The organism is Buchnera aphidicola (Thelaxes californica) (genome assembly GCF_005080825.1).
Classification (GTDB): domain Bacteria; phylum Pseudomonadota; class Gammaproteobacteria; order Enterobacterales; family Enterobacteriaceae; genus Buchnera_I; species Buchnera_I aphidicola_V.
The window spans coordinates 175965-201090 of record NZ_CP034852.1 but is presented as its reverse complement, the minus strand read 5'-3'; the positions used below and the strand labels follow the sequence as shown (position 1 = coordinate 201090).

The 25126-nt window shown below is 23.3% G+C and carries 18 protein-coding genes; 12 read left to right on the top strand and 6 right to left on the bottom strand.

Annotation, left to right across the window (positions count from 1 at the left end; genetic code table 11):
• Positions 1 to 1224 precede the first annotated feature (1224 nt).
• From ilvB to mtnN, 8 genes are all read left to right on the top strand, one after another.
• On the top strand, positions 1225 to 2952 hold the full coding sequence (ilvB, locus tag D9V80_RS00880) for a biosynthetic-type acetolactate synthase large subunit (RefSeq protein WP_158353899.1): 1728 nt from the start codon (positions 1225 to 1227) through the stop codon (positions 2950 to 2952).
• A complete protein-coding gene (gene ilvN, locus D9V80_RS00875; RefSeq protein WP_261978567.1) occupies positions 2952 to 3434 on the top strand; it encodes an acetolactate synthase small subunit in 483 nt (160 codons plus the stop codon). Before ilvB ends, ilvN begins: the two co-directional genes overlap by 1 nt.
• Before the next feature lie 20 nt (positions 3435 to 3454).
• Entirely contained in the window at positions 3455 to 4396 is a 942-nt protein-coding gene (gene rsmH, locus D9V80_RS00870) for a 16S rRNA (cytosine(1402)-N(4))-methyltransferase RsmH (protein WP_158353315.1), read from the top strand.
• Between the two features lie 445 nt (positions 4397 to 4841).
• On the top strand, positions 4842 to 6107 hold the full coding sequence (gene ftsA, locus D9V80_RS00865) for a cell division protein FtsA (RefSeq protein ID WP_158353313.1): 1266 nt from the start codon (positions 4842 to 4844) through the stop codon (positions 6105 to 6107).
• Positions 6108 to 6151: 44 nt separating this feature from the next.
• The gene (gene ftsZ / locus D9V80_RS00860) at positions 6152 to 7324 is read left to right on the top strand and encodes a cell division protein FtsZ (protein ID WP_158353311.1); all 1173 of its coding nucleotides are present in this window, start codon (positions 6152 to 6154) and stop codon (positions 7322 to 7324) included.
• Between the two features lie 226 nt (positions 7325 to 7550).
• A complete protein-coding gene (erpA, locus tag D9V80_RS00855; protein WP_158353309.1) occupies positions 7551 to 7880 on the top strand; it encodes an iron-sulfur cluster insertion protein ErpA in 330 nt (109 codons plus the stop codon).
• A 34-nt stretch (positions 7881 to 7914) separates the two neighbouring features.
• Positions 7915 to 8046 (top strand): 5'-methylthioadenosine/S-adenosylhomocysteine nucleosidase, encoded by a 132-nt coding sequence (locus D9V80_RS02510; protein WP_158353307.1) that lies wholly within the window; start codon positions 7915 to 7917, stop codon positions 8044 to 8046.
• Positions 8043 to 8624 (top strand): 5'-methylthioadenosine/S-adenosylhomocysteine nucleosidase, encoded by a 582-nt coding sequence (mtnN, locus tag D9V80_RS00845; protein ID WP_158353305.1) that lies wholly within the window; start codon positions 8043 to 8045, stop codon positions 8622 to 8624. Before D9V80_RS02510 ends, mtnN begins: the two co-directional genes overlap by 4 nt.
• 12 nt (positions 8625 to 8636) lie before the next feature.
• On the opposite strand, the gene lpdA is transcribed toward mtnN, so the two are convergent.
• The 5 genes from lpdA to truA all read right to left on the bottom strand — a co-directional run bounded on the left by lpdA (position 8637) and on the right by truA (position 18325).
• Entirely contained in the window at positions 8637 to 10037 is a 1401-nt protein-coding gene (gene lpdA, locus D9V80_RS00840; RefSeq protein WP_158353303.1) for a dihydrolipoyl dehydrogenase, read from the bottom strand.
• 111 nt (positions 10038 to 10148) lie between these two features.
• Positions 10149 to 11432, bottom strand: a complete 1284-nt coding sequence (locus D9V80_RS00835) for a 2-oxo acid dehydrogenase subunit E2 (protein ID WP_187306504.1) — start codon at positions 11430 to 11432, stop codon at positions 10149 to 10151.
• Positions 11433 to 11442: 10 nt separating this feature from the next.
• On the bottom strand, positions 11443 to 14112 hold the full coding sequence (aceE, locus tag D9V80_RS00830) for a pyruvate dehydrogenase (acetyl-transferring), homodimeric type (RefSeq protein ID WP_158353299.1): 2670 nt from the start codon (positions 14110 to 14112) through the stop codon (positions 11443 to 11445).
• Between the two features lie 425 nt (positions 14113 to 14537).
• Complete coding sequence (gene secA / locus D9V80_RS00825; RefSeq protein WP_158353297.1) at positions 14538 to 17054, bottom strand: preprotein translocase subunit SecA; 2517 nt, start codon at positions 17052 to 17054, stop codon at positions 14538 to 14540.
• A 476-nt stretch (positions 17055 to 17530) separates the two neighbouring features.
• Positions 17531 to 18325, bottom strand: coding sequence for a tRNA pseudouridine(38-40) synthase TruA (truA, locus tag D9V80_RS00820; RefSeq protein WP_222836966.1), 795 nt, complete (start codon positions 18323 to 18325; stop codon positions 17531 to 17533).
• A gap of 369 nt (positions 18326 to 18694) precedes the next feature.
• Here truA and dksA point away from each other — a divergent pair, with 369 nt between their 5' ends.
• Positions 18695 to 19153, top strand: a complete 459-nt coding sequence (gene dksA, locus D9V80_RS00815) for an RNA polymerase-binding protein DksA (RefSeq protein ID WP_158353295.1) — start codon at positions 18695 to 18697, stop codon at positions 19151 to 19153.
• 168 nt (positions 19154 to 19321) lie between these two features.
• On the opposite strand, the gene hpt is transcribed toward dksA, so the two are convergent.
• Positions 19322 to 19855 carry a hypoxanthine phosphoribosyltransferase gene (gene hpt, locus D9V80_RS00810; RefSeq protein ID WP_158353293.1) on the bottom strand — a complete coding sequence of 178 codons (534 nt, stop codon included), beginning with the start codon at positions 19853 to 19855 and terminating at the stop codon, positions 19322 to 19324.
• Between the two features lie 473 nt (positions 19856 to 20328).
• Between hpt and thrA the strand changes: the two genes are divergently transcribed.
• From thrA to thrC, 3 genes are read left to right on the top strand one after another with little or no spacing between them, the layout of a single operon-like run.
• Positions 20329 to 22791, top strand: a complete 2463-nt coding sequence (gene thrA / locus D9V80_RS00805) for a bifunctional aspartate kinase/homoserine dehydrogenase I (RefSeq protein WP_158353291.1) — start codon at positions 20329 to 20331, stop codon at positions 22789 to 22791.
• Positions 22792 to 22812: 21 nt separating this feature from the next.
• A complete protein-coding gene (gene thrB, locus D9V80_RS00800) occupies positions 22813 to 23742 on the top strand; it encodes a homoserine kinase (protein WP_158353289.1) in 930 nt (309 codons plus the stop codon).
• 3 nt (positions 23743 to 23745) lie between these two features.
• The gene (gene thrC, locus D9V80_RS00795) at positions 23746 to 25038 is read left to right on the top strand and encodes a threonine synthase (protein WP_158353287.1); all 1293 of its coding nucleotides are present in this window, start codon (positions 23746 to 23748) and stop codon (positions 25036 to 25038) included.
• Positions 25039 to 25126: the final 88 nt, after the last annotated feature.

Sequence of the window (25126 nt, the reverse complement as noted above, 5' to 3'; positions counted from 1 at the left end):
ACAAACAAAAAGAAACTTTTTATTTTCCTCTGTCATTTAACGCATGCAGCTATGTTTGCCGTTGATCTTTAGGCAAACTGTCCTCTAAGACTTTGTTTTTGTCATTTTTCATTATTACTTACCTATACTCTTTATTACTTTATTGCTGCATAACGCTTGCCGTCCAATGTTGAATCTAAACTCTGAGTCAATTAGCTACTGTTATTTTTGATAAAGTACCTTACTTTTCTCACCATATTTAGTTTTTTTTAAAACATATTTTATTTTGTTATGAAAGTTGTTAAAAACATTTAAAAAAAACCGTTATTTTAATTTTTAAATAAAGAATACACAAATTCAACAAATACCTAAATGATTTTTTTTTTAATAAATCACCCAATAATATAGAATTTAACAAATTGAATTTATATATTATATGAACCAAAATAGTGCGCTATAGCGTACGAAGTTAGTAATTAGTAGATTAGTGAATATACTTTTATGATTGAATAATATAATTACTTTATAGGATCACAGTTGTAGTATTTCGAAAAAATTGCTAAGCCCGAAAAACTTGTTAAAACAGATATCATACACACTAGCAATAAACTCCACCATAATGACTTAAGAGCTGTTTTATAAGTTTTCATCGTTAAAAACCTTTGGATTTGTGTTTGATTGACCGCGTATAAAGCTATTTGTGTGAAAATACCTCCAGTGAGAATACTAAGCCAACTGTGCCTTACTGTAGGATCTATTTCAAAACTGAAACAATTTATACAAAATATACAAAATATAGTTCGGTAATTTATTTTTAATAATATTACAATAAGATTTATTCTGAAAAATGAAAACATAAACATTTATACACTATTTTATTTGTTTTATATAAAGCGATTCTAAATTTACACTGTGACCAATCGTAATTAAAAAAACAGTCGAATTAAACATGTTTTTTTCTTTTTGTAAATTTTAGACATTTAAGTAAAGTATGTTATGATGATGATATTTAAAATTTTAAGTGTAAACATTGTGATTTAAATTTTCTTAAATAACTATTATACACAAAAGTTACAAGCTTTTATGTACTTAAAATTACACATTAATAATAATAATAATAATTTTTTGGTATCATGAGGCACATTATACAAAAATGTAATTAATTAGGAAGCCATTAAAGCAAGTATTATCTAAAGAAAACTACACATTTTTTTGTTGATTTTAATATTTAAATTTATGAAAAAAATTAAAATGTTATCTGGATCTGAAATGGTAATTAAATCTTTAGTAAAAATGAAAGTAAAATATCTTTTTGGTTATCCAGGTGGTGCTGTACTTGATATTTATGATGCTTTAAAAACAGTTCCAAATTCTTTAAAACACATTTTAGTTAGACATGAACAAGGTGCAACTCATATGGCTGACGGGTTTGCAAGAGCTACTGGAAAAGTAGGTGTAGTATTAGTCACCTCAGGTCCTGGAGCTACAAATTCCATTACAGGAATTGCTACTGCATATATGGACTCAATACCAATGGTAATCATATCTGGTCAAGTCGCTTCACATCTCATTGGATTTGATGCATTTCAAGAATGCGACATGATAGGAATATCTCGACCAATTGTAAAACATAGTTTTCTTGTTAAAAAAACTGAAGATATACCGGAAACTTTTAAAAAAGCATTTTGGATTGCATCTACAGGAAGACCTGGACCTGTGGTAATAGATTTACCTAAAGATATTTTAGATCCATTAATTAAAAAAGAATATATTTGGCCTGAAAACATCTTTATTCGTTCTTATCAACCAATTATTAGTTATGACCCAAAAAAAATAGAACAAATAATAATACAATTATTAATTGCAAAAAAACCGATTATTTATTCTGGAGGAGGAGTTATTACTTCACATTCTGAAGAAGAACTATTATTTTTAGCAGAAAAATTAAATATTCCTGTAACAACATCACTAATGGGATTAGGTAGTTTTCCAGGAACTCATAAACAAAATTTAAAAATGTTAGGGATGCATGGAACATATGAAGCAAATATGGCTATGCATCATGCAGACTTAATATTTGCAGTAGGTGTAAGATTTGATGATAGAACAACAAATAATTTGTTAAAATATTGTCCTCAAGCAATTATTATTCACATAGATATTGATCCCACTTCTATATCAAAAACAGTAATTGCAAACATTTCTATTATTGGTGATGCTAAACAAATATTAAAACAAATAATACATAAACTTAATAAACAAAAAATAGAAAATAGACAAAAAATTCTTCAAAAATGGTGGAATAAAATAAAGAAATGGAAAGATATTCAAAGTTTATCATATAGTAAGTCTAAAACATATATAAAACCACAATCTGTCATAAAATGTTTATGGAAACTTACCAAAGGGAATGCATATATTACTTCAGATGTTGGACAACATCAAATGTTTACAGCGTTATACTACCCATTCAACAAAACTAGAAGATGGATCAATTCAGGTGGTTTAGGAACTATGGGTTTTGGATTACCTGCTGCATTAGGTGTAAAATTAGCTTTTCCAAAAGAAATTGTTATTTGTATTACAGGAGATGGAAGTATACAAATGAATATTCAAGAACTTTCTACTGCAAAACAATATAATATTTCTATATTAATTATAAATTTAAATAACAATGCATTAGGTATGGTAAAACAATGGCAAGATATTCATTATTTTGGACGTCATTCTCATTCTTACATGAATTCATTACCTGATTTTTTAGCATTAGCAAAATCATATGGACACGAAGGAATGAAAATCGAAAAAAAAGAAGAATTAAAACCAAAACTGAAAACAGCAATACAACAATTACATAAAAATAATTTAATTTTTGTAGATATTATTATCGATCCTTTAGAACATGTTTATCCTATGCAAATAAAAGGTGGTGGAATGAATGACATGCAATTAAAAAAAAGAGAGACAGTATAATGATGCACAAAATTTTATCTATTTTACTAGAAAACGAATTTGGAGCTTTATCAAGAGTAATTGGATTGTTTTCTCAAAGAGGTTATAATATTGAAAGTGTCACGGTTTCCCCAACTGAAGATTCTTCAATTTCTCAAATGACAATTCAAACTAAAGTTGAAAATGAAAACATTGTTGAACAAATCAAAAAACAATTATATAAATTAATTAATGTATTACAAGTACAAGAAATTGGAATATTTCCTCATATTGAAAGAGAAATTTTATTAATCAAACTTAAATTAGATCATGAAAAAATAAAAGATGTAATATTAATTACAAAAATATTTAAAGGAAAAATTGTACATATTACAAATAAAACAATAATTATACAAATAACGGGTACAAACAAAAAAATTACAGATTATATTCAAATAATTAAAAAAAAAAATAAAATATTAGAAATCGCACGTTCAGGAATAATTGGAATATTAAAAAATTAAAATAACATTTTTATATATATATGACAACAATAAAAACATTACACATACCAGTACTACTTAATGAATCTATACAAGCACTTCAAATAAAAGAAGATGGAACATATATTGATGCAACATTTGGATATGGAGGACATACAAAACAAATTTTGAAAAAATTAGGAAAAACAGGAATGCTTTATGCTTTCGATAGAGATCCATATTCTATTGACTATTCTAAAAAAATAAAAGAAACGAGGTTAAAAGTTTATCAAAAAAAATTTTCTAAAATTTATGAATTTGCTACACAAAAAAAAATTATTGGAAAAATAGATGGAATCATCATAGATTTAGGAATATCTAATATGCAAATAAAAAATGCTTCAAGAGGTTTTTCATTTACAAATAATGGAATATTAGATATGAGAATGAATCCACAAGAAGGTATTCCTGCTTATAAATGGTTATTAACAACTAAAGAAAAAAAGATTGCTGAAATAATTAAAAAATTCGGAGAAGAGAAATATTCAAAAAAAATTGCATATCAAATAGTACAGCAAAATAAAATTAAACCCATTAAATATACTCATGAACTTGTTAAAATTATTAAAAAAATTATTCCTATAAAAATAGGAAACAAACACCCTGCAACACGTACTTTTCAAGCAATTAGAATATATATTAATCAAGAAATTACAGAATTAAAATCTATTTTAGCAACTTCATTAAAAATTTTAAAAAAAAATGGAAAATTAACTATAATTAGTTTTCATTCTTTAGAAGACCGTATAATTAAAAAATTTATGATAAAATTTGGAAAAACAAAACAATTTCCAAAAAATATGCCAATTAATGAAACTCAAATAAAATTTTTAAGTAAACCGATTTTATCAATTAAAAAAAAAATCAAACCAAGTTTTAAAGAAATATTAAATAATCCTAGTTCAAGAAGTGCAATCTTACGTATTGCTAAAAAAATAATTTAAAATAAAAAATATTTACTTAATTATAATTAAATTATATAAACAATTATCTATATTATTTTTATAAAAAGAACTCAATATAATTTAATTGATATAATATATATATTTTCAATTATTGAAAAAAAAATCAAAATATCATATAAAATATGACAAAAAAATAATATTCATTGTTAAATAAAAAATTCATTTTTTTATTTAAAAAATCAATAACTAAAAAATTTAAATCATGATGCAATATTATTTTATTACATTTTTATAACATCATAACAATATTTTTATATACTAATAAAAAAATTTTCATATTATATATAAAATTTAAATATATATAACATATCGGTTATTAATTTTAATAAAATTTTATACAATATTAATTTATCAAAAAAATATTATATGCATTTAAAAAATTTAGTGATTAACTATTTTTTATATAAAGATAGGTTTAATAATAATGTTAAAATCAGTCAATCAAGAATTATTAGTTAGTTTAGATATAGGAACAAGTAAAATTATTAGTTTAGTTGGAGAAATTATAAATAAAAATATAAATATTATCGGAATAGGAATATGTAAATCACAAGGAATTGACAAAAATGGAATAAATAATTTTGATGCATTAGTGAATTGTATCAAAAAATGTATTCAGAAATCAGAAAAAAGTGCCAATTGCAAAATTACATCAGTATTGTTATCAATATCTCATGAATCTATTCATTCAACTAATGAAAAAGGTATGATACCTTTATCTCAAAAAGAAATTACTAGTCAAGATATAGAAAAAGTTATTCACACTGCAAAAACTGTTCAAATAAAAAAAACTCATGAAATTATACATATAATTCCACAAGAATTTATTATTGACAATAAATCAGGTATAAAAAATCCATTAGGTATGTCTGGAATGAGAATGGAAACTAATGTACATTTAATAACTTGTTCTAAAGAAATAATAAAAAACTTAAAAAAAGCAGTAGAAAAAATAGGTATTTATGTTAATCAAGTAATTTTCTCTGGTTTAGCTTCTAGTCAATCTGTTTTAACTGATCAAGAAAAACAATTTGGATCTTGTATGATTGATATAGGAGGAGATAATATAGATATTACAATTTATTTTGCTAATTCTTTAGCATATAGTAAAGTAATACCTTATGCAGGAAATACAGTGACTCAAGATATTGCATATGCATTTTCCATTTCGAATGAAGAAGCAGAAAAAATCAAAATAAAATATGGTACTGCATTGGAATATAACATGACACAAAATGAACTAATAGATATTTATAATATTAATGGAGAAATTATAAAAAAAATTACTCAACAAAAATTAAGTGAAGTAATAGAAGCAAGATATACTGAATTATTATGTTTGATAAAACAACAAATTTTAATAATCCAAGAAAATAGAGCTATCAAAAACCAAAATTATGAAATAAGAGGTGGAATAATATTAACAGGAGGAGGAGCAAATATTAATTCTCTAATATCTTGTGCAAAAAAAATATTTTACAATTTTCCTATTAGAATTGGTATTCCTCATAATGTAATAAATAAATTAAATATTGAAATTACACAACCAGAATATTCAACAGTAATAGGTTTATTGTTTTATAATAAAGATAGATTAAAAAAAATAAATGCAATAACAACATCTCATTTTTCTTCAAGCAACTTTTTGTATAAAATTAACAATTGGATAAAAAAAAAAATAAACAAATAGATTAAAAATATCCATTAATTTATAATATAACATGAGGAATAAAAATGTTTGAATCCAATGAATCAAAACATGATGCAGTGATAAAAGTAATAGGAGTCGGAGGTGGTGGAAATAATGCAGTGGAACATATGATTCGTGAAAAAATAGAAGGAGTAGATTTTTTTGCTATAAACACAGATTCTCAAGCACTCAATAAAATTGAAGTACAACAAAGAATACAAATTGGTAATACTATTACTAAAGGATTAGGAGCAGGGTCAAATCCGGAAGTCGGAAGAATGGCTGCAGAAGAGGATAAAGAAGCATTAAAAACAGCATTACAAGGATCAGACATGATTTTTATAGCTGCAGGAATGGGTGGAGGTACTGGTACCGGAGCAGCTCCAGTAGTAGCAGAAGTAGCAAAAAGCTTAGATATACTAACAGTAGCTGTAGTTACAAAACCATTTAATTTTGAAGGAAAAAAAAGAATGGATTTTGCTGAACAAGGAATTATTGAGCTTTCAAAACATGTAGATTCTTTAATTATTATACCAAACGATAAATTATTAAAAGTATTATCTCGGGGTATTTCTTTATTAAATGCATTTGGAGCAGCTAATGATGTATTAAGGGGGGCTGTACAAGGAATTGCAGAATTAATTACGAAACCAGGTTTGATTAACGTAGATTTTGCTGATGTACGTACTGTGATGTCAGAAATGGGATATGCAATTATGGGTACTGGCATTTCTACAGGAGATAATAGAGCAGAAGAAGCTTCAGAAATAGCAGTTTCTAGTCCATTGTTAGATGATATAGATTTATCTGGAGCAAGAGGAGTTTTGGTAAACATTACATCAGGTCATGATTTAAAATTAGATGAATTTGAAACTGTAGGAAATACTATCAGATCTTTTGCATCAGATAATGCAACAGTAGTAATTGGAACTTCTTTAGATTCTGAAATGAATGATACTTTACGAGTCACAATTGTAGCAACTGGTATTGGAATGGAAAGAATATCTGGAAATAATATAATAATAAAAAAAAATCAACCTTACATGAAAGATATTCATAAAGTCATGGATGGAAGATATCAAAATATTAATAGAATTATTTTGAAACATGAACAATCAAAAATGGATCACAATATTCAAAATAATGAAAAAAAAACAATTAATCAAAAAATTAATAAACAATATTTAGATATACCTACATTTATTAGAAAAAGATAAATATTTTTTAACAATATTTTTATTGTATTTTTTTATAAAAATAAAATCTGTATAAAAATAAATACTTTTTATATTAAAAAACTATTACATAGGAGCATTTTTTTTGACGATATTAAAAAAATTACGATATTTTAAAATAAACCATCACTTTATATCATATTAATCCTTATTAAAATTATTTTTTTCTATATAAAATATTTAATAAACATCCATAAAAAAAATTATCATGATTAAAATTACTGAAATAGCATACTTAAATATAAAAAAAAAAATATATTATATATCAAAAACAGTAGAAAAATATAATTTTCGAGTTTATATACAAGGAGGAGGATGTAACGGTTTTCAATACAAATTTATTATTGATGAAAATATAAACCAAGATGACATAATTATACGAGAAAAAAATATAAAAATTGTTATTGATAGTATTAGTTTTCAATATTTACAAGGTTCAACAATTGATTATTTAGAAAATTTAGAAGGTTCTCGATTTTTAATTAAAAATCCACAAGCAAAAAATACTTGCGGATGCGGATTATCTTTTAATATTTAAAAAAAATATAAACAATATATAATTAGAGAAAAATATGTTAATTGGAATTATAGGAGCAATGAAAAGAGAAATATCTTATTTTATAAGAAAAATAAAATTTTGTCTTATTCAAGAAAAGTATGGTTTTAAAATTTATATTGGTATGTTATATAAAAAAAAACAATAATTATTCAATCTGGAATTGGTAAAGTATCAGCTGCTGCAGCTACTACATTTCTTATATTAAATTATCAACCAAATATTATTATTAATATAGGATCTTGTGGAGCAATTCATCAAAATAAAAATTTGAAACAAATTTTTTTACCAAATAAATGTATTTATCATGATGTTGATGTAACAATTTTTAATTATAAATTAGGACAAATTCCTTTATTTCCTGATTACTTTTATGTAAATCACACTTTATTAAAATTTGCTATTTTAACTGCAAAAAAATTAAATATACATTTTACAAAAGGTTTAATTATTACTGGAGACACTTTTTTAAATGATCATAAATCAAAAAAAAGAATTTTAAAATATTTCTCAAAATCTATAGCAATAGATATGGAAAGTTGTGCAATTGCTCAAACAGCATTTATGTTTAAAGTACCACTATTAATCATTAAATTTATTTCTGATTTTTCAGATAAAAATTCCAAACAAGATTTTTCACAATCTTTTTTTAATCATTCCAAAAAAATTGCAAAAATATTATCATGTATTTTTTTATATTTTAATCACACAATGTTAAAAAAATAAAAATGTTAAAATTTAGTTAAAAAATTCAAACATATCTGAAGCAAATCCTACCGACTCTGATAAGGTAGGGTGTGCATGAATAGTTAATGATAAATCTTCTGCTGTACAACCCATTTCTATTGCTAATGTAACTTCATTAATTAATTCACCAGCGTTATTACCGATGATAATCCCACCAATTATTCTTCCAGTACTTTTTTGGAAAAGTAACTGTGTTAAACCATTTTCTGACCCTGTCGCTAATGCTTTTCCTAAAGAATTCCATGAATAGTTCGATACATATACTTCATTTTTTATATCATTATCCTGATGATTAACAGTAGTTATACCAGTCCAAGCAATTTCTGGATTTGAATAAATAACATTAGGAATAGCACTAGGATTAAAATATCTTTTTAACCCAAAAATCACTTCAGCAGCTATCTTACCTTCATGTATACTTTTATGAGCTAACATTGGAGGACCAACAACATCTCCAATAGCATAAATATGAGGAATATTAGTTTGTAATTGAGAATTAACACAAATGAAACCTTGTTCGTTTAATTGTATCTCTGCATTATTAATATTTAAAGAACTAAAATTTGGTTTTCTCCCAATTGAAGTGATAATTGCATCATATAAATGTAATTGAATATTATTATTGTTATCTTTAATACAAACTGAAAATTTTTCGTGATGTTCTTTTAAAGAATCTATTGTAGTATTTAAATTTATACGAAAATCTTTTTCTGTTGATTTTATAAAAATTTTAGAAAAACAATTGTCTAATGTAGGAAATAATTCTTTTTTTGTATCAATTATATCTACTTCAGAACCAAAAGCAGAATATACTGTAGCCATTTCTAAACCAATTGCACCCGCTCCCATAATTAATAATTTTTCTGGAATTTTTCTAAAAACTAAAGCATCAGTCGAATTCCATAATTTTTTTGTTTTTAATCCAGAATATTGTATTTCAACTGGTTCAGAACCAGTAGCAATAATCACGTTATCAAAAAAAATATTATATATACCACCAGATTTTGTAGTTACTTCAACATTATTTTTATTTAAAAAAGTAGCTACACCTTGAATATGTTTTATTTTTTTATTTTTAGTCAGGTGTACTAATCCATTATTTAAATTATTAATCATTTTTTCTTTAAAAGAAGATATTTTTTTTAAATCAATATTAGGGGAATTAAAAGAAATACCAAAATTAAAAATTTTCTTACTATCTGATATTATTTTAGATAAATGTAATAAATATTTTGAAGGAATACAACCTGCATTTAAACAAACACCACCTAAATTTTTATGTTTTTCAATTATTACAACATCTAATCCTAAATCTGAAGATCTAAATGCAGCAGAATAACCAGCTGGGCCTCCACCAATTATAAGTACTGTGGTATTAATTTTTTTTTTCATAAACTACCTTTATTTCTTTAACAATTATAAAATATAATTAAATTATTTTTATATTATACATAATAATAAAATATATATTAAAGTACCATTATTTAATTTAAAAAACAATCATCATGAAAGTAAAAAATTCATAGAGGATATATTTTTTTTTAAAAAATCAATAAATTTTGCTGACTCTAATCCATTTATAATTCTATGATCATAAGTTAAAGATATCGGAATAACAGAACGAGGAATAAATTTATCGTTATTCCAAATAGGTTTAATGCACATTTGAGATAAACCTAATATAGCAACTTCTGGATAATTAATAATTGGAGTAAATCCTGTACCTCCTATTTTCCCTAAATTTGATACAGTAAAGGAACTACCTTTTAAATCTGATACATTTAACGTGTGATTTCTAGCATTTTCAACAAGATTATCTATATTTTTAGCAATTTGTTGTATACTATATTGTTCAGAATTTTTTAAAACAGGAACTGTTAACCCATCTTCTATATCTACTGCAATACCTATATTAATATATTTTTTAAATATAATTAAATTATTTTTTTCATCAAAAGAACTATTAAATTTACTAAATAATTGTAAAGATTGGATTAAAGATTTAATTATAAATGGTAATAATGTAATTTTTTTTACATTATCATCAATATTCATATTCAATTTTTTTCTAAATTTTTCTAATTGTGTTACATCAATTTCATCAAAATGAGTAACATGAGGAATTGTTTTCCAACTTTTAGACAAATTGATAGATACTTTTTTTTGTATACTACTTAATTTCAAGCTTTCAATTACACCAAATTGATCACTATTTATATTTGTCTTTTTCATTAACAATGCATCATTATCATCTTGATGATATTGTTTTATATTCACATTATCATGTAATACTTCTTTATTTTTTAAAAATAGTTCAACATCTTGTTTCAGAATTCTACCTTTAGGTCCACTCGGTTTAACATCATCTAAATTAATATTATTTTCTCTTGATAATCTTCTAACTGCAGGAGAAGCATGTAATAATGTCTTATATGATAAATGAGGAATATTTGTTTGTTTAATTGATGTTTTGAATTTATTAGTAATATGATAAGTATTATCATCATTATTTAATGATGATGATTTTAACAAAGAATTATTATTTTCTTTTTTTTGATTAGAGGTAATCATAACAACTTCAGTACCTGGAATAACAATATCTCCAACAGCAACAAATATTTTTTTTACAACACCTGAAATTGTCGTTGGTATTTCTATGGATGCTTTTTGACCTTCAACTGTAACGATTCCTTGATCTGATTCAATTATATCACCTACATTGACTAATATTTCAATAATTTCAGCTTCTTCAAAACCAATATTGGGAACTTGAATTATAACGTCCATTATAGACCTTTTAAAAAATACGTGGATTAATTTTTTCTGAATTAATATTAAATTTTTGCATTGCATCTAATACTATTTTATGTTTTATAAAATTACAATGTGATAAACCAGATAAAGCCGAAAGAACAATATATTGAGCATTAACTTCAAAATAATTACGTAAATTTTCTCTACTATCTGATTTTCCAAATCCATCCGTTCCTAAAACATGATAATAATTATGAGGAATATATTTACGTACTTGATCTGCATATAACTTCATATAATCTGAAACGGCTACTGTTGGAAAAGTTTCTACCACTTTTGAAATATAAGGTATTTTAAGTGGTTGATTAGGATGTAGTAAATTCCATCGATCACAATCTTGACCTTCTCTGGCTAACTCTGTAAAAGATGTCACACTATAAATATCTGAACCTATTCCATATAATTTTTCTAAAATCAACCCAGCTTCACAAACATTTTGTAAAATAGATCCTGAACCTAATAATTGTACTCGATAATTAAATTTACCATGATGAGTTTTTAATTTATATATTCCTTTTAAAATACCTTCATTAGCACCTTCAGGCATTGCAGGCATCACATAATTTTCATTCATCGTAGTAATATAAAAATATATGTTTTCTTGATTTAATCCATACATTCTATGTATTCCATTTTCAATAATTGTAACTAACTCATATAAATAAGCAGGATTATATGATATACAATTTGGAATTGTTAAAGATTGAATATGACTATGTCCATCTTCATGTTGTAATCCTTCACCATTTAATGTAGTTCTCCCTGAAGTAGCTCCAATTAAAAAACCTCTTGCTTGTTGATCTCCTGCAGCCCACAATAAATCCCCAATTCTTTGAAAACCAAAAATAGAATAATAAATATAAAAAGGAATCATAGGAAAATTATTATTACTATATGAAGTTGCAGCTGCTAACCAAGAAGCGGCAGCTCCTAACTCACTAATTCCTTCTTGTAAAATTTGTCCCTTATGATCTTCTTTATAGAAGATGATTTCTTGACTATCTTGAGCAGTATATTTTTGTCCATCTGGATTATATATCCCTATCTTTCTAAATAAACCTTCCATTCCAAATGTTCGTGCTTCATCTGCAATAATTGGTACAATTCTATCTTTAATATATTTATTTCGTAATAATATATTTAAAATTCTTACAAAACCAATTGTTGTAGAAATAGATTTTTTTTGTTCTAAAAGTAAAGATTGAAAATCAACAAGAGTAGGTAAAGTTAAAGAATGTGTAAAATTAATAATACGTTGAGGTACATAACCTCCTAATTTTTTTCTTTGTTGAACAATGTACTGATATTCTTTTGAATCTGTTGAAAATTTAAAATATGGTAAATTTGATAAATCACTATTTTTTATTGGTATATTTAATTTATTTTTAATAATTTTAAGTGTATCGATATCTATTTTTTTAACTTGATGAGCTGCATTTCTTCCTTCAGCTACTTTCCCCATTCCATAACCTTTAGTAGTATGCATTAAAATCACAGTAGGTTGATTTTTTATTTTTTGAGCTTTATTGAGAGCAGAAAAAACTTTTCTAAAATCATGTCCTCCTTTTTTTAGATTTTCTAATTCTAAATCTGTTAAATTTTCTACTAATTTTGCAGTTTCTTTATATTTTCCAAAAAAATTTTTTCTAAAATAAGATATATCTTTTGAAGAAAAATTTTGATAATCTCCATCTACTGTTTCATTTATTAAATGTATTAATTTTCCACTTAAATCTTTACGTAATAATTGATCCCATTCACTACTCCATATCACTTTAATCACATACCAACCAGAACCAACAAAAATATTTTCTAGCTCATTAATGATTTTTCGATTACCACTTACTGGACCATCTAAACTTTGTAAATTACAATTAATAATAAATATTAAATTATCTAAATTATTTTTTGCAGCGACAGAAATAGCTCCTTTTGATTCAGGTTCTTCCATTTCTCCATCACCTAAAAATGTATATACAGTTTGAGATGCAGTATTTTTTAATCCTCTATTTTCAAGATATTTTAAAAATTTAGCTTGATAAATTGAACAAATAGCTCCTAAACCCATTGAAACTGTAGGAAATTGCCAAAAATCAGGCATTAACTTTGGATGAGGATATGAAGATAAACCATTACCATCTACTTCTTGCCTAAAATTGTTCATTTGATGCTCGGTTAATCTTCCTTCCAAAAAAGCTCTAGCATAAATTCCAGGAGAAATATGCCCTTGAAAATATATTAAATCACCACCATTTTTTTGATTATAAGATTTAAAAAAATGATTAAAACACACTTCATAAATTACAGCAGATGATTGAAAAGAAGCTAAATGACCACCTAAATCCAAATTTTTTTTTGATGCTTTTAAAACAACAATTAAAGCATTCCATCGAATTGCAGAACATATTCTTTCTTCTAATTGAATATTACCAGGATATACACATTCTTCTTCTGGAGATATAGTATTAATATAATCATTCATAAAATCAACATGATTCAACAATATCCCTGATTTTTTAGAAACATCAATAATTTTCAATAACAAAAATTTAGCTCTTTCCACTCCTTCTTTACATATAACAGAATTAATAGAATCAATCCATTCTTGTGTTTCAATTACATCAATATCTTTAATGATTTTATCATTTTTCATATTTAATTCCTTAAATAGATAATTTAAGTAATAAAAACTTTTTGTAAAATCTTATACTAAATGATTTATATACAAGTTATCAAATTATAACAATAATATAAAACTAAACTATAAATATAGTTATTGATATGTATATAATTTAAGTATTTATTTAAATAAAATTTTGTCATAAGATACAAATTAAATTATTACAAAAAAATTTATTAATGTTATCTATTTATAATAACTTTTATAATAATATAAAAATATATAAATATTTTGTTATATATTGTATTAATAAAAATATTGAATAATAATAAACTTTTCAAAAATATTTAAAATATATACAATAAATATTTTTAATTCATATATTCAAATTATATAAATATTATATATTTTATTTATTTTAAGAACTATATCTTTATTAAAAATAATATTTCTAATATTTAATTATATACAAATTTTTTATTAAAAATAAATTCACTGATTAATATAACTACTTCTTTTTTTAACGCTTTTAACATAGATAAAAACATTATAAAAGCTTCTTTTTTATATTCTTGTTTAGGATCCTTTTGAACATATCCACATAAATGAATACTTTTTTTCATATGATCCATAGATGCTAAATGATCAGTCCAAAAAATATCTAGTGTTTTAATCATAATATTTTTTTCTATCTTATTAAATTTTTTTTTTCCAATTTTTTCTTTTCTATTTTTGTAAAAATAATTGAAAAAATCAAAAACAAAATTTATATAAAATTTATAATCAATTTTATTATTTAATTTACATTTTTTTATAAAATTAATATTCATATTAAAATATTTTAATAGATGCTCTTCTATTTTTTGAATCCCAGAATAATTTAAGTATACTTGATCAATAACAAAAGGTTTAATAATATTTTTAAAAACATCACAAGACAATTTATATATATTTTTATTAATATTATCACTACATAATATATGATTTCTTTCTTGATATATTACAAATCTTTGATCGTTAATTATGTCATCATATTCTAATAATTGTTTACGAATTTCAAAATTACGATTTTCTACTGTATGCTGTGCATTTTCTATTGCTTTATTAATTAATGGATGTTCAATTGCATCATTTGAATACATACCTAATTTTTTTAATATCATTTGTATTTTTTTTGAAGCAAATATTCTCATTAAAGAGTCATCCATTGACAAATAAAAACGAGATGATCCTGGATCTCCTTGTCTACCCGCTCTCCCTCTTAACTGATTATCAATACGTCTAGATTCATGTCTTTCAGTTCCAATAATATGTAACCCACCAACAGAAACTACAAAATCATGATCTTGTTTCCACTTTTTTCTTTGATAAAAAAATTTTTTTTGATCATGTAATTTAGATGAAAATATATTTAGTTCAGTATTAATAAAACTTCCCCCTAATACAATATCAGTACCTCTCCCAGCCATATTGGTTGCAATTGTTACAGATCCTTTTTTACCTGCTTCTGAAATAATTTCAGCTTCTCTATCAAAAGAGAGAGCATTTAAAACATTATGAATAATTCCTTTATTTTTTAATAAAGTAGAAAGTTTTTCAGATTTTTCTATCGAAATTGTTCCTACTAAAACAGGTCTTTTTTTTTTTACACAATTCTGAATATCTTGAATAATAGCACGATATTTTTGTTGTTCATTGAAAAACATAAGATCTGGTAAATCTTTACGAATCATAGGTTTATTTGTAGGTATTAATACAGTATTTAAATTATAAATTTTATTAAATTCAAATGATTCTGTAATTGCTGTTCCTGTCATACCAGATAAATGTTTATATAAACGAAAATAATTTTGAAAAGTAATAGAAGCTAAAGTTTTATTTTCATCATTTATATACACATTTTCCTTTGCTTCTATAGCTTGATGTAATCCTTCAGACCATCTACGACCTGTCATAATACGACCTGTATGTTCATCTACAATCACTATTTCATGTTTGCTATTAATAATATAATCTATATTTTTAAAATAAAATTTATGTGCTCGTAAAGACACTGAAACATATTGTAATAAAATTATATTATTCGACGAATATAATGATTCCTGATAATTTAATATTTTATTTTGAACTAATAATTTTTCTACTTTTATCAAACCTATATCTGTTAAATATACCTGTTTTTTTTCTTCATCAACTGAGAAATATTTATTTTTGACATTTTTAATATTATTTTTTAATAAACTTAATACAACTGTGTTGATTTTATAATATATTTTAGAACTGGATTCTATAGGTCCAGATATAATTAAAGGTGTACGTGATTCGTCAATAAGAATAGAATCCACTTCATCGATTAAAGCATAATCTAGTGATCTTTGTACACAATCTTTTTTAGAAAAAATCATATTGTCTTTAAGATAATCAAAACCATACTCATTGTTAGTTCCATAAGTAATATCACATAAATACGCTTGACGTTTTTTTTCAATAGATATATGTGCAGCATTTAAACCTACAGTTAAACCTAAAAACTCAAATAAAGGTTTATTAATTTGAGCATCTCTTTTAGCTAAATAATCGTTCATCGTTACTATATGAACACCATTTCCCTTTAAAGCATGTAAATATGCAGGTAAAGTAGAAGTTAAAGTTTTTCCTTCTCCTGTTCTCATCTCTGCAATACAATTTTGATGTAAAACAATACCTCCTAATAACTGTACATCAAAATGACGCATTCCAAATATACGTTTACTTGCTTCTCTTACTACTGCGAATGCTTCAGGAAGTATATTATTTAACGCAATCCCTTGTTGAATTAAAGTTCGTAATTTTTGTGTTTTATTTTGTAATTTTTGATCAGATAATTTAATCATTTTCGGTTCAATTTTATTGATATTATGAACTATACTTTGTGCTTGTTGTAAAATATAACTATTATTATTTCCAAAAAATTTGCGTAACCATTGAGTAAGCATATATATTATTCTCAATATAAAAACTTAAATATATAAAAATGTAAAAAGGTTATTTATATATAAATTTAACTACTCTTAAAATTATTTAAATTGTCATTAAAATCAAATTAAATATTAAATAATATTAATTTTAATAAACAATATTATTTTTCAAAAAATATTATAAAATACTGTATAAAATAAAAAAATTTTGTAATATCGTGTAAATATTATAACAATGTTCAAAAGATAACTGTGTATAAAAATTAAACATTATTTAAAAGTTTATTAGATCTAATAAAATATTAAAATATTATTATTAAATTCATTTTTATTAAAAATTTAAAATAATATTATTATTTATTATAATTTTATTTTTTTTATATACAGAATATTATGTTAAAATTTTTATCAAAAAATAATATGTATAATATATTTAACTATGTACATATTACACAAATATTTTATAATAATATTGTTATCATATTCAATTTTTTTTAAAATTCTTTAAAAATATTAAAATTAGTATTCCATTTTGTTATATTAAAACTTTTTGGATATTGTACAAATGTTAAATAAAGTCCAGAAGCAGGCATCGTAGGTCCCGCATATAATCTTTTCTTTAATTTTAATAACTTTTTTATCCAACTAACTTTTTTTTTATTTAATCCAATAATTAATAATGTACCCATAATATTTCTAACCATATGATATAAAAATGAATTAGCTTCTATATCTAGAAATACAAATTTATTTATTCGATATACTTGAATAAATTTTATTGTTTTAATCGGATTTTTTGATTGACAATTTTTAGCTCGAAAAACACTAAAATCATGAGTTCCTAATAATAATAAAGCAGCTTGATTCATTTTCTTTTCATCTAATTTTTGACGATAAAAATGAAATACTCTATTGTGAACTATAGCAGAACGAATTGGATAATTATAAATGATATATTGGTATCTTCTTGAAATAGCACTGTGACGAGCATGAAAACAATCTTCTGAAAACCAAGCACAGATAACAACTATATCCTTTGGTAAATAAGAATTAACTCCAATAATCCAAGATTTAATACTTCTATGTACATTAGTAACAAAATGTATAATTTGACCAATACTATGTACCCCTGTATCGGTTCTTCCTGCACATACTATTCTGATTTTTTGATTAGCAATTTTAGATATAGCTAATTCTAATTTTTCTTGAATTGTAATAGTATTTTTTTGAATTTGCCAACCAAAATATCTTGTACCATCGTATTCTATTTGTAATATAATTTTAATCATATTTTATATTTTTTTTTTAAACTATAATAAATGAAATATTAAAACTATTGTAATTGCAGCTTATACTTTTCTTACAAAAAATATTTTTTATATATATAATACAATAAATTAATGATCAAAAAAAAATAAAAATCCTATAATTCTCATATATTCCAAAAAAATTATTTATTTGTATTAAAAATAATACATTTATAAGAAATCATGTGTTATTAATTTAAATTTTAGATAAATATATTATTTAAAAATTTTTTATAAGCTTGTTTTTTTTAATAAAAAATTATATCTAAAAATATTTTATTATAACTACAAAATTGACATTTCACTTACTCGAATAATAATAATGAAATAAAATTTCACAAAAATAGGAATATAAAAATGAATAAACATCGTAAAATTTCTTCTTTAAGTATTCTCTCTATTGCTGGAGTACATCCCTATCAAGAAACAAAAGAAGAAAAATATATGAATAGCATGCAATTAACACATTTTAAAAAAATACTCACAGCTTGGAAAAATCAAATTATTTTTGAATTAAACAGACAACATGAAGATCAAAAAGAAGAACTTACTAATAATTTTCCAGATCCTATCGATCGAGCTGTACAAGAAGAAGAATTTAGTTTAAAACTAAGAAATAAAGAACGAGAAAGAAAAATAATAACAAAAATAGATAGAACATTAAATAAAATTTTAAGAAAAGAATTTGGATATTGTACCTCCTGTGGTATTGAAATAGGAATAAAAAGATTAGAAGCAAGACCTACTGCAAATTTATGTATAGATTGTAAAACATTAGAAGAAATAAGAGAAAAACAAATTTTAAGATAATTAAAAACAAAGATAGTAAAAATGGGTAAAACCCATTTTACTATTAAAATAATATGTAACAACAACAAAAAAAATTACAGTTTACTGATATATTATATTTTTACTTCATAATTAAAAAAGAACAATGTTATTCGAAATACAACAACAAAAACATTTTGTTTTATAATTTTATTTTTTTATTATTACCTTACCTATATAAGGTAAATAACGATAAGATTGTATATAATCTATTCCATAACCCACAACAAAATAATCTGGTATCGAAAATCCAACATAATCCACTTTAATATTTACTTCACGACGCTCTGGTTTATCTAATAATGTACATACTGATAATGATTTAGGATTTCTAATTGATAAAATTTCTAAAACTTTACTTAAAGTCTGTCCAGAATCAATAATATCTTCAACAATTAAAACATGTTTATTTAAAACATCGCATTCTAAATCTTTAAGTATTTTTACATCCCCACTAGGTTTCATACCACTATCATAGCTAGATATAGTCATAAAATCTATTTCATGATGTACATGAATAACTCGACATAAATCAGCTATAAAAATAAAAGAACCTCTTAATAATCCAATTAAAATCATATGATTTTTACTATTTTTATACCGATTAGTAATCATCACTCCTAATTCATTAATTTTTTTTTGAAGCTCATCTTTAGAAATAATGCTTTTAATAAAAATTTGCATAAAATATCATTACAAAGTTGAAGTACTATATATACATAATATAATAAAATATAGTATGTATATTAATTTTTGTTAAAATTTTGATTAAGATACATAGCGTAAATACTAATTGTGAAAAAAATATTAATTGATTTAAAAAATAAATAATTTTATTATTTTTTATCATGTATTGTAACTAATTAATAGAAAATAATAAAAATTTTTTTAAATCTTTTTTATATTTATTTTAAAAATATAATAAAAAATAAAAAAATATGTTTATAACTTCTTTAGTTACAATATAATTAATTAATACTATTATATTAACTAAAATTTTTAACACTGATTATTATTTTTTTTACAAAAAATATTTTGTACAATTATAATTGTAACTAAATATGATATAAAAAATTTAAATATTATAAATAAATATAAAAAATTATTATTTTTTATATTCTTTTTTTAACAATTTTTTAAATTTCTAGAGAAAAATTATGAAAATATTAAAATTTGGAGGATCTTCTTTAGCTAATGCCAAATTATTTTTATTAGTTTCAAATATTATTTTGAAAAAAAAAGAAGAAATGCAAATCGCAGTAGTATTATCAGCACCAAAAAAAATAACAAATTATTTAATAGATGCAATAGAAAAAAGTATTATAAATAATCAATTTCAACACGAAATACATGAAATTCAACAAATTTTTTATTTATTAATAAAAGAATTATTTGATAAAAATAATACTTTTCCTTATAAAATCATAGAACAAAAAATACAAAATGAATTAAATCATATCACAAGAATGTTAAAAGCAATATCTGTATTACAACAATGTCCTGATAAAATAAAAGCAATCATTATTTCAAAAGGAGAAATTTTATCCATAATTATTATGGAAGGTATTTTTAAAATGTTAAAGTATCCTACTGTAATAATTAACCCTCAAAAAGAAATCATTACTAATGATGATTATTTAAATGCTACTGTAAATATTAAAAAAACAAAAAATAACATACAAGCATTAACAATACAAAAACAATCAATAATATTAATGCCTGGATTTATTGCTAGTAACCAAAAAGGAGAAATTGTAGTATTAGGAAGAGATGGATCAGATTACTCCGCTGCTATTTTATCAGTTTGTTTAAACGCATGTTCATGTGAAATTTGGACAGATGTAAATGGAGTATATTCATATGATCCAAGAATTATTCATTCTGCACAACAGTTAAAAAGTTTATCTTATTCGGAAGCAACAATATTATCATATTTAGGAGCAAAAGTTTTACATCCAAAAACTATTTTTCCACTTGAAAAAAATAATATTAATTGCATAATTAAAAATACTTTTGATCAATATGCTTCAGGAACAATAATTTCACATCAATCTAATGATACAAACAATATTAAAGGCATTGCAGAACTCAATGATTTTAGTTTAATCTATATACAAATTAAAAAAAATGAAAATATAAAACAAACTATTCATAGTTTACAAAATATCTCTCAAAAATTAAATTCAAATATCTTTTCATTTGTTGAATTAACTGAAAATTATGAATTACATATTTGTATTAAAAAAAAATTTTTAGAAAAAATATGCCAAAAAATAAAAAAAATACATTGTGTAAAAACTAATAAAAATAATTTTTTCATAAAAAAAATAATAAATAATATTTCTATTATTTCTATTGTAGGAAATATTCAGTTATTACAAAAAAAAATTGTACCAAAATTATACAAAATATTTGAAAATGAAAAAAAACAATGTATATATAATATATTTTATTCTTCACAACAATCATTATCAGTATTATTAAAAAAAATAGAAAAAAAAAATATATATATTAAAAAAATAGATAAATTACATAATTTTATATTTAATCATTATAAAAAATATATTGAAATATTTTTAATAGGGATAGGAGGAATCGGAAAAACACTGTTACAACAAATTGCACAACAAAAAAAAATATTACAAAAAAAAAATATCTTTATTAAATTATGTAGTATTGCTAATTCTAAAAAAAGTGTAATGAATAATGAAGGAATTAATTTAAATCACTATAAATTAGAAATCAATAAATCTACAGAAAAATTTAATTTTGATCAATTAAAACAATTTATTATAGAAAATAATTGTTCTCATCCTATACTTGTGGACTGTACTTCTAGTCAGTTTATTTCTGAAAAATATATTGAATGCATAAATTATGGTATGCATATAGTTACTGCAAACAAAAAAGCAAATACTTCAAATTATAGTTATTATTTAAACATTAGAAAAGAAACACAAAAAAATAAAAAACATTTTTTTTATGAAACAAATGTTGGTGCAGGATTACCAATAATAGAAAATTTTAAAAATTTATTATTATCAGGAGATAAATTAATTCAATTTAAAGGAATATTATCTGGATCTTTATCATTTATTTTTGGGAAATTAGAAGAAAATATAAAATTTTCTGAAGCTACTATGCAAGCAATGCATGCTGGATTAACTGAACCTGACCCTAGAGAAGATTTATCAGGAATTGACGTAGCTAGAAAATTACTTATTTTAGCAAGAGAAGCCGGTTATCATTTAGAACTTAAAGATATCAAAATTGAATCAATTTTACCAAATGAATATTATTTAAAAAGTTCTAATGTTAATAATTTTATATCTAATTTATCAAAAATCGATAAATTTTTTCAAGAAAAAATATATAAAATACAAAAAAAAGGAAAAGTATTAAGATACATTGGTTTAATAGATGTTAATGGAAAATGCAGCGTTAATATTATGGAAGTTAACACTAATGATCCTTTATATTCTGTGAAAAACGGAGAAAATGCACTAGCTTTTTATACCCAATATTATCAACCAATACCTTTAGTATTAAGAGGATATGGAGCTGGTAATAATGTTACTGCTGCTGGAGTATTTTCAGATATTTTACGTACTTTATCATAGGAGAATAAAGGGAAAAATATTATGATAAAAATTTATGCACCAGCTTCTATAGGAAACATAAATGTAGGTTTTGACATTTTAGGAGCAGCTATTTATCCAATAGATAAATCTTTATTAGGAGATTGCATTACAATCAAAAAATCAAAACAATTTACGTTAAAAACTATAGGACAATTTTCACATGAATTACCTACAGATATTACAGAAAATATAGTATGGAAATGTTGGTTATATTTTTGTAAAAAAATTAAAAAAGATATCTCTGTATCAATAATATTAGAAAAAAATATGCCAATTGGTTCCGGTTTAGGTTCTAGCGCTTGTTCTGTTGTAGCCACTTTAGTAGGATTAAATAATTTTTTAAATCATCCTATAAATGATAATGAATTATTAATTTTAATGGGTAAATTAGAAAGTTTAATTTCTGGAACTATTCATTATGACAATGTTGCTCCATGTTATTTAGGAGGGATTCAATTAATTATTAACGAAAAAAAATATATTACTCAAAAAATTCCTCATTGTAATGATTGGTTTTGGATAATAGCATGGCCAGGAATAAATATAAACACTATGGAATCTAGAAATCTATTACCTAAAAAATATACTAAAAAAATTTGTATTGATCATAGTAGACATATTGCAAGTTTTATACACGCTTCTCATACTATGCAATATGATTTAGCAGCTCAAGTGATGAAAGATGTAATTGCTGAACCATATAGAACCATCTTAATGCCTCAATTTAATAATATTAAACAAAAAATTATGAATATCGGAGCAATGTCATTCGGTATTTCTGGATCAGGACCTAGCATTTTTGCAATATGTGACAATATAAATATTGCTATAAAAATTGAAAAAAAAATTAATGAAGAATATATTGTAAACAAAAATGGGTTTGTAAAAATTTGTAAAATAGATAATATTGGAACTAAAATTATAGGTTAATCAATGAAATTATATAATTTAAAAAATCACGAAGAGCAAGTTAGTTTTGCTGAAGCGGTAACATTAGGATTAGGAAAAAATCAAGGTTTATTTTTTCCTACATATTTACCAAAAATAGATTCATCTGATTTAGAAAAATTGTTAGAAATGGATTTTATATCTAGAAGTAGTAAAATATTAGAAATGTTTATAGGAGATGAAATTAACACAATAGAACTATTTAATAAGGTTAAACAAGCGTTTTCTTTTTCTGGACCAATTGTCAGAAAAGTAGAAGAAAATATTTCTTGTTTAGAAATATTTCATGGACCAACTTTAGCATTTAAAGATTTTGGAGCACGATTTATGGCTCAAATGCTATCTTTGTTAAATCAAAATAAAGATGAAAACGTTACTATTTTAACCGCAACTTCTGGAGATACAGGTGCAGCAGTAGCACATGCTTTTTATAAAATGAAAAATGTACGTGTTGTAATCCTTTTTCCAAAAGGAAAAATTAGTGAATTTCAAGAAAAAATGTTCTGTACTTTAGGAGAAAATATAACAACAATAGCTATCAATGGAAGTTTTGATGAATGCCAAACATTAGTAAAACAAGCTTTTCAAGATAAAGATTTGAGAAAAAAAACAGGATTAAATTCAGCTAATTCTATTAATATAAGTCGATTATTAGCACAAATATGCTATTATTTTGAAGCATTTTCTATGGTTCCACATAATAAAAGAAAAGAATTAATTATTTCCGTTCCTTGTGGTAATTTTGGTAATTTAACTGCTGGATTATTAGCAAAATCTTTAGGTTTACCTATTAAATCTTTTATTGCAGCCACTAATTCCAATGATACAATTCCAAGATTTTTAAAAACAGGAATTTGGAATCCAAAAGAAACAGTTTCAACAATTTCAAATGCAATGGATATTAGTCAACCAAATAATTGGACTCGAGTAAAAGAATTATTTCACAGAAAAAAATGGAAATTAAAATCTTTAGGTTATGGAAGTGTATCTGATAATGTAACAAAAGAAACTTTATTAAATTTATATAAATTAAAATATATATCGGAACCACATGCAGCAATTGCTTATAAACTATTAAAAGATCAACTAAAAAAACATGAATATGGTTTATTTTTAGGTACAGCACATCCTTCTAAATTTAAAAAAACTGTTGACAAAATATTAAATATTAACATGAATATACCTCATGTTCTGCAGCATAGAATAAGCCTTCCTTCATTATCATATAATATGAAGCCAAACTTTTTCTCACTCAAAGATTTTCTTTTAAAAAAATAAAATTTATTTATAATAATAAATAAACAGCTAACAAAAATCTTTAAATAAAGTATTTTTTGTTAGCTTTCAATTAATTATTAATAATGAT

What these genes read in the sequence shown, in the direction of transcription:
- ilvN (WP_261978567.1), top strand. Translation starts at nt 2,952, where the DNA reads ATGATGCACAAAATTTTATCTATTTTACTAGAAAACGAATTTGGAGCT.
- rsmH (WP_158353315.1), top strand. Translation starts at nt 3,455, where the DNA reads ATGACAACAATAAAAACATTACACATACCAGTACTACTTAATGAATCT.
- ftsA (WP_158353313.1), top strand. Translation starts at nt 4,842, where the DNA reads ATGTTAAAATCAGTCAATCAAGAATTATTAGTTAGTTTAGATATAGGA.
- ftsZ (WP_158353311.1), top strand. Translation starts at nt 6,152, where the DNA reads ATGTTTGAATCCAATGAATCAAAACATGATGCAGTGATAAAAGTAATA.
- erpA (WP_158353309.1), top strand. Translation starts at nt 7,551, where the DNA reads ATGATTAAAATTACTGAAATAGCATACTTAAATATAAAAAAAAAAATA.
- D9V80_RS02510 (WP_158353307.1), top strand. Translation starts at nt 7,915, where the DNA reads ATGTTAATTGGAATTATAGGAGCAATGAAAAGAGAAATATCTTATTTT.
- lpdA (WP_158353303.1), bottom strand. Translation starts at nt 10,037, where the DNA reads ATGAAAAAAAAAATTAATACCACAGTACTTATAATTGGTGGAGGCCCA.
- D9V80_RS00835 (WP_187306504.1), bottom strand. Translation starts at nt 11,432, where the DNA reads ATGGACGTTATAATTCAAGTTCCCAATATTGGTTTTGAAGAAGCTGAA.
- aceE (WP_158353299.1), bottom strand. Translation starts at nt 14,112, where the DNA reads ATGAAAAATGATAAAATCATTAAAGATATTGATGTAATTGAAACACAA.
- secA (WP_158353297.1), bottom strand. Translation starts at nt 17,054, where the DNA reads ATGCTTACTCAATGGTTACGCAAATTTTTTGGAAATAATAATAGTTAT.
- truA (WP_222836966.1), bottom strand. Translation starts at nt 18,325, where the DNA reads ATGATTAAAATTATATTACAAATAGAATACGATGGTACAAGATATTTT.
- hpt (WP_158353293.1), bottom strand. Translation starts at nt 19,855, where the DNA reads ATGCAAATTTTTATTAAAAGCATTATTTCTAAAGATGAGCTTCAAAAA.
- thrA (WP_158353291.1), top strand. Translation starts at nt 20,329, where the DNA reads ATGAAAATATTAAAATTTGGAGGATCTTCTTTAGCTAATGCCAAATTA.
- thrB (WP_158353289.1), top strand. Translation starts at nt 22,813, where the DNA reads ATGATAAAAATTTATGCACCAGCTTCTATAGGAAACATAAATGTAGGT.
- thrC (WP_158353287.1), top strand. Translation starts at nt 23,746, where the DNA reads ATGAAATTATATAATTTAAAAAATCACGAAGAGCAAGTTAGTTTTGCT.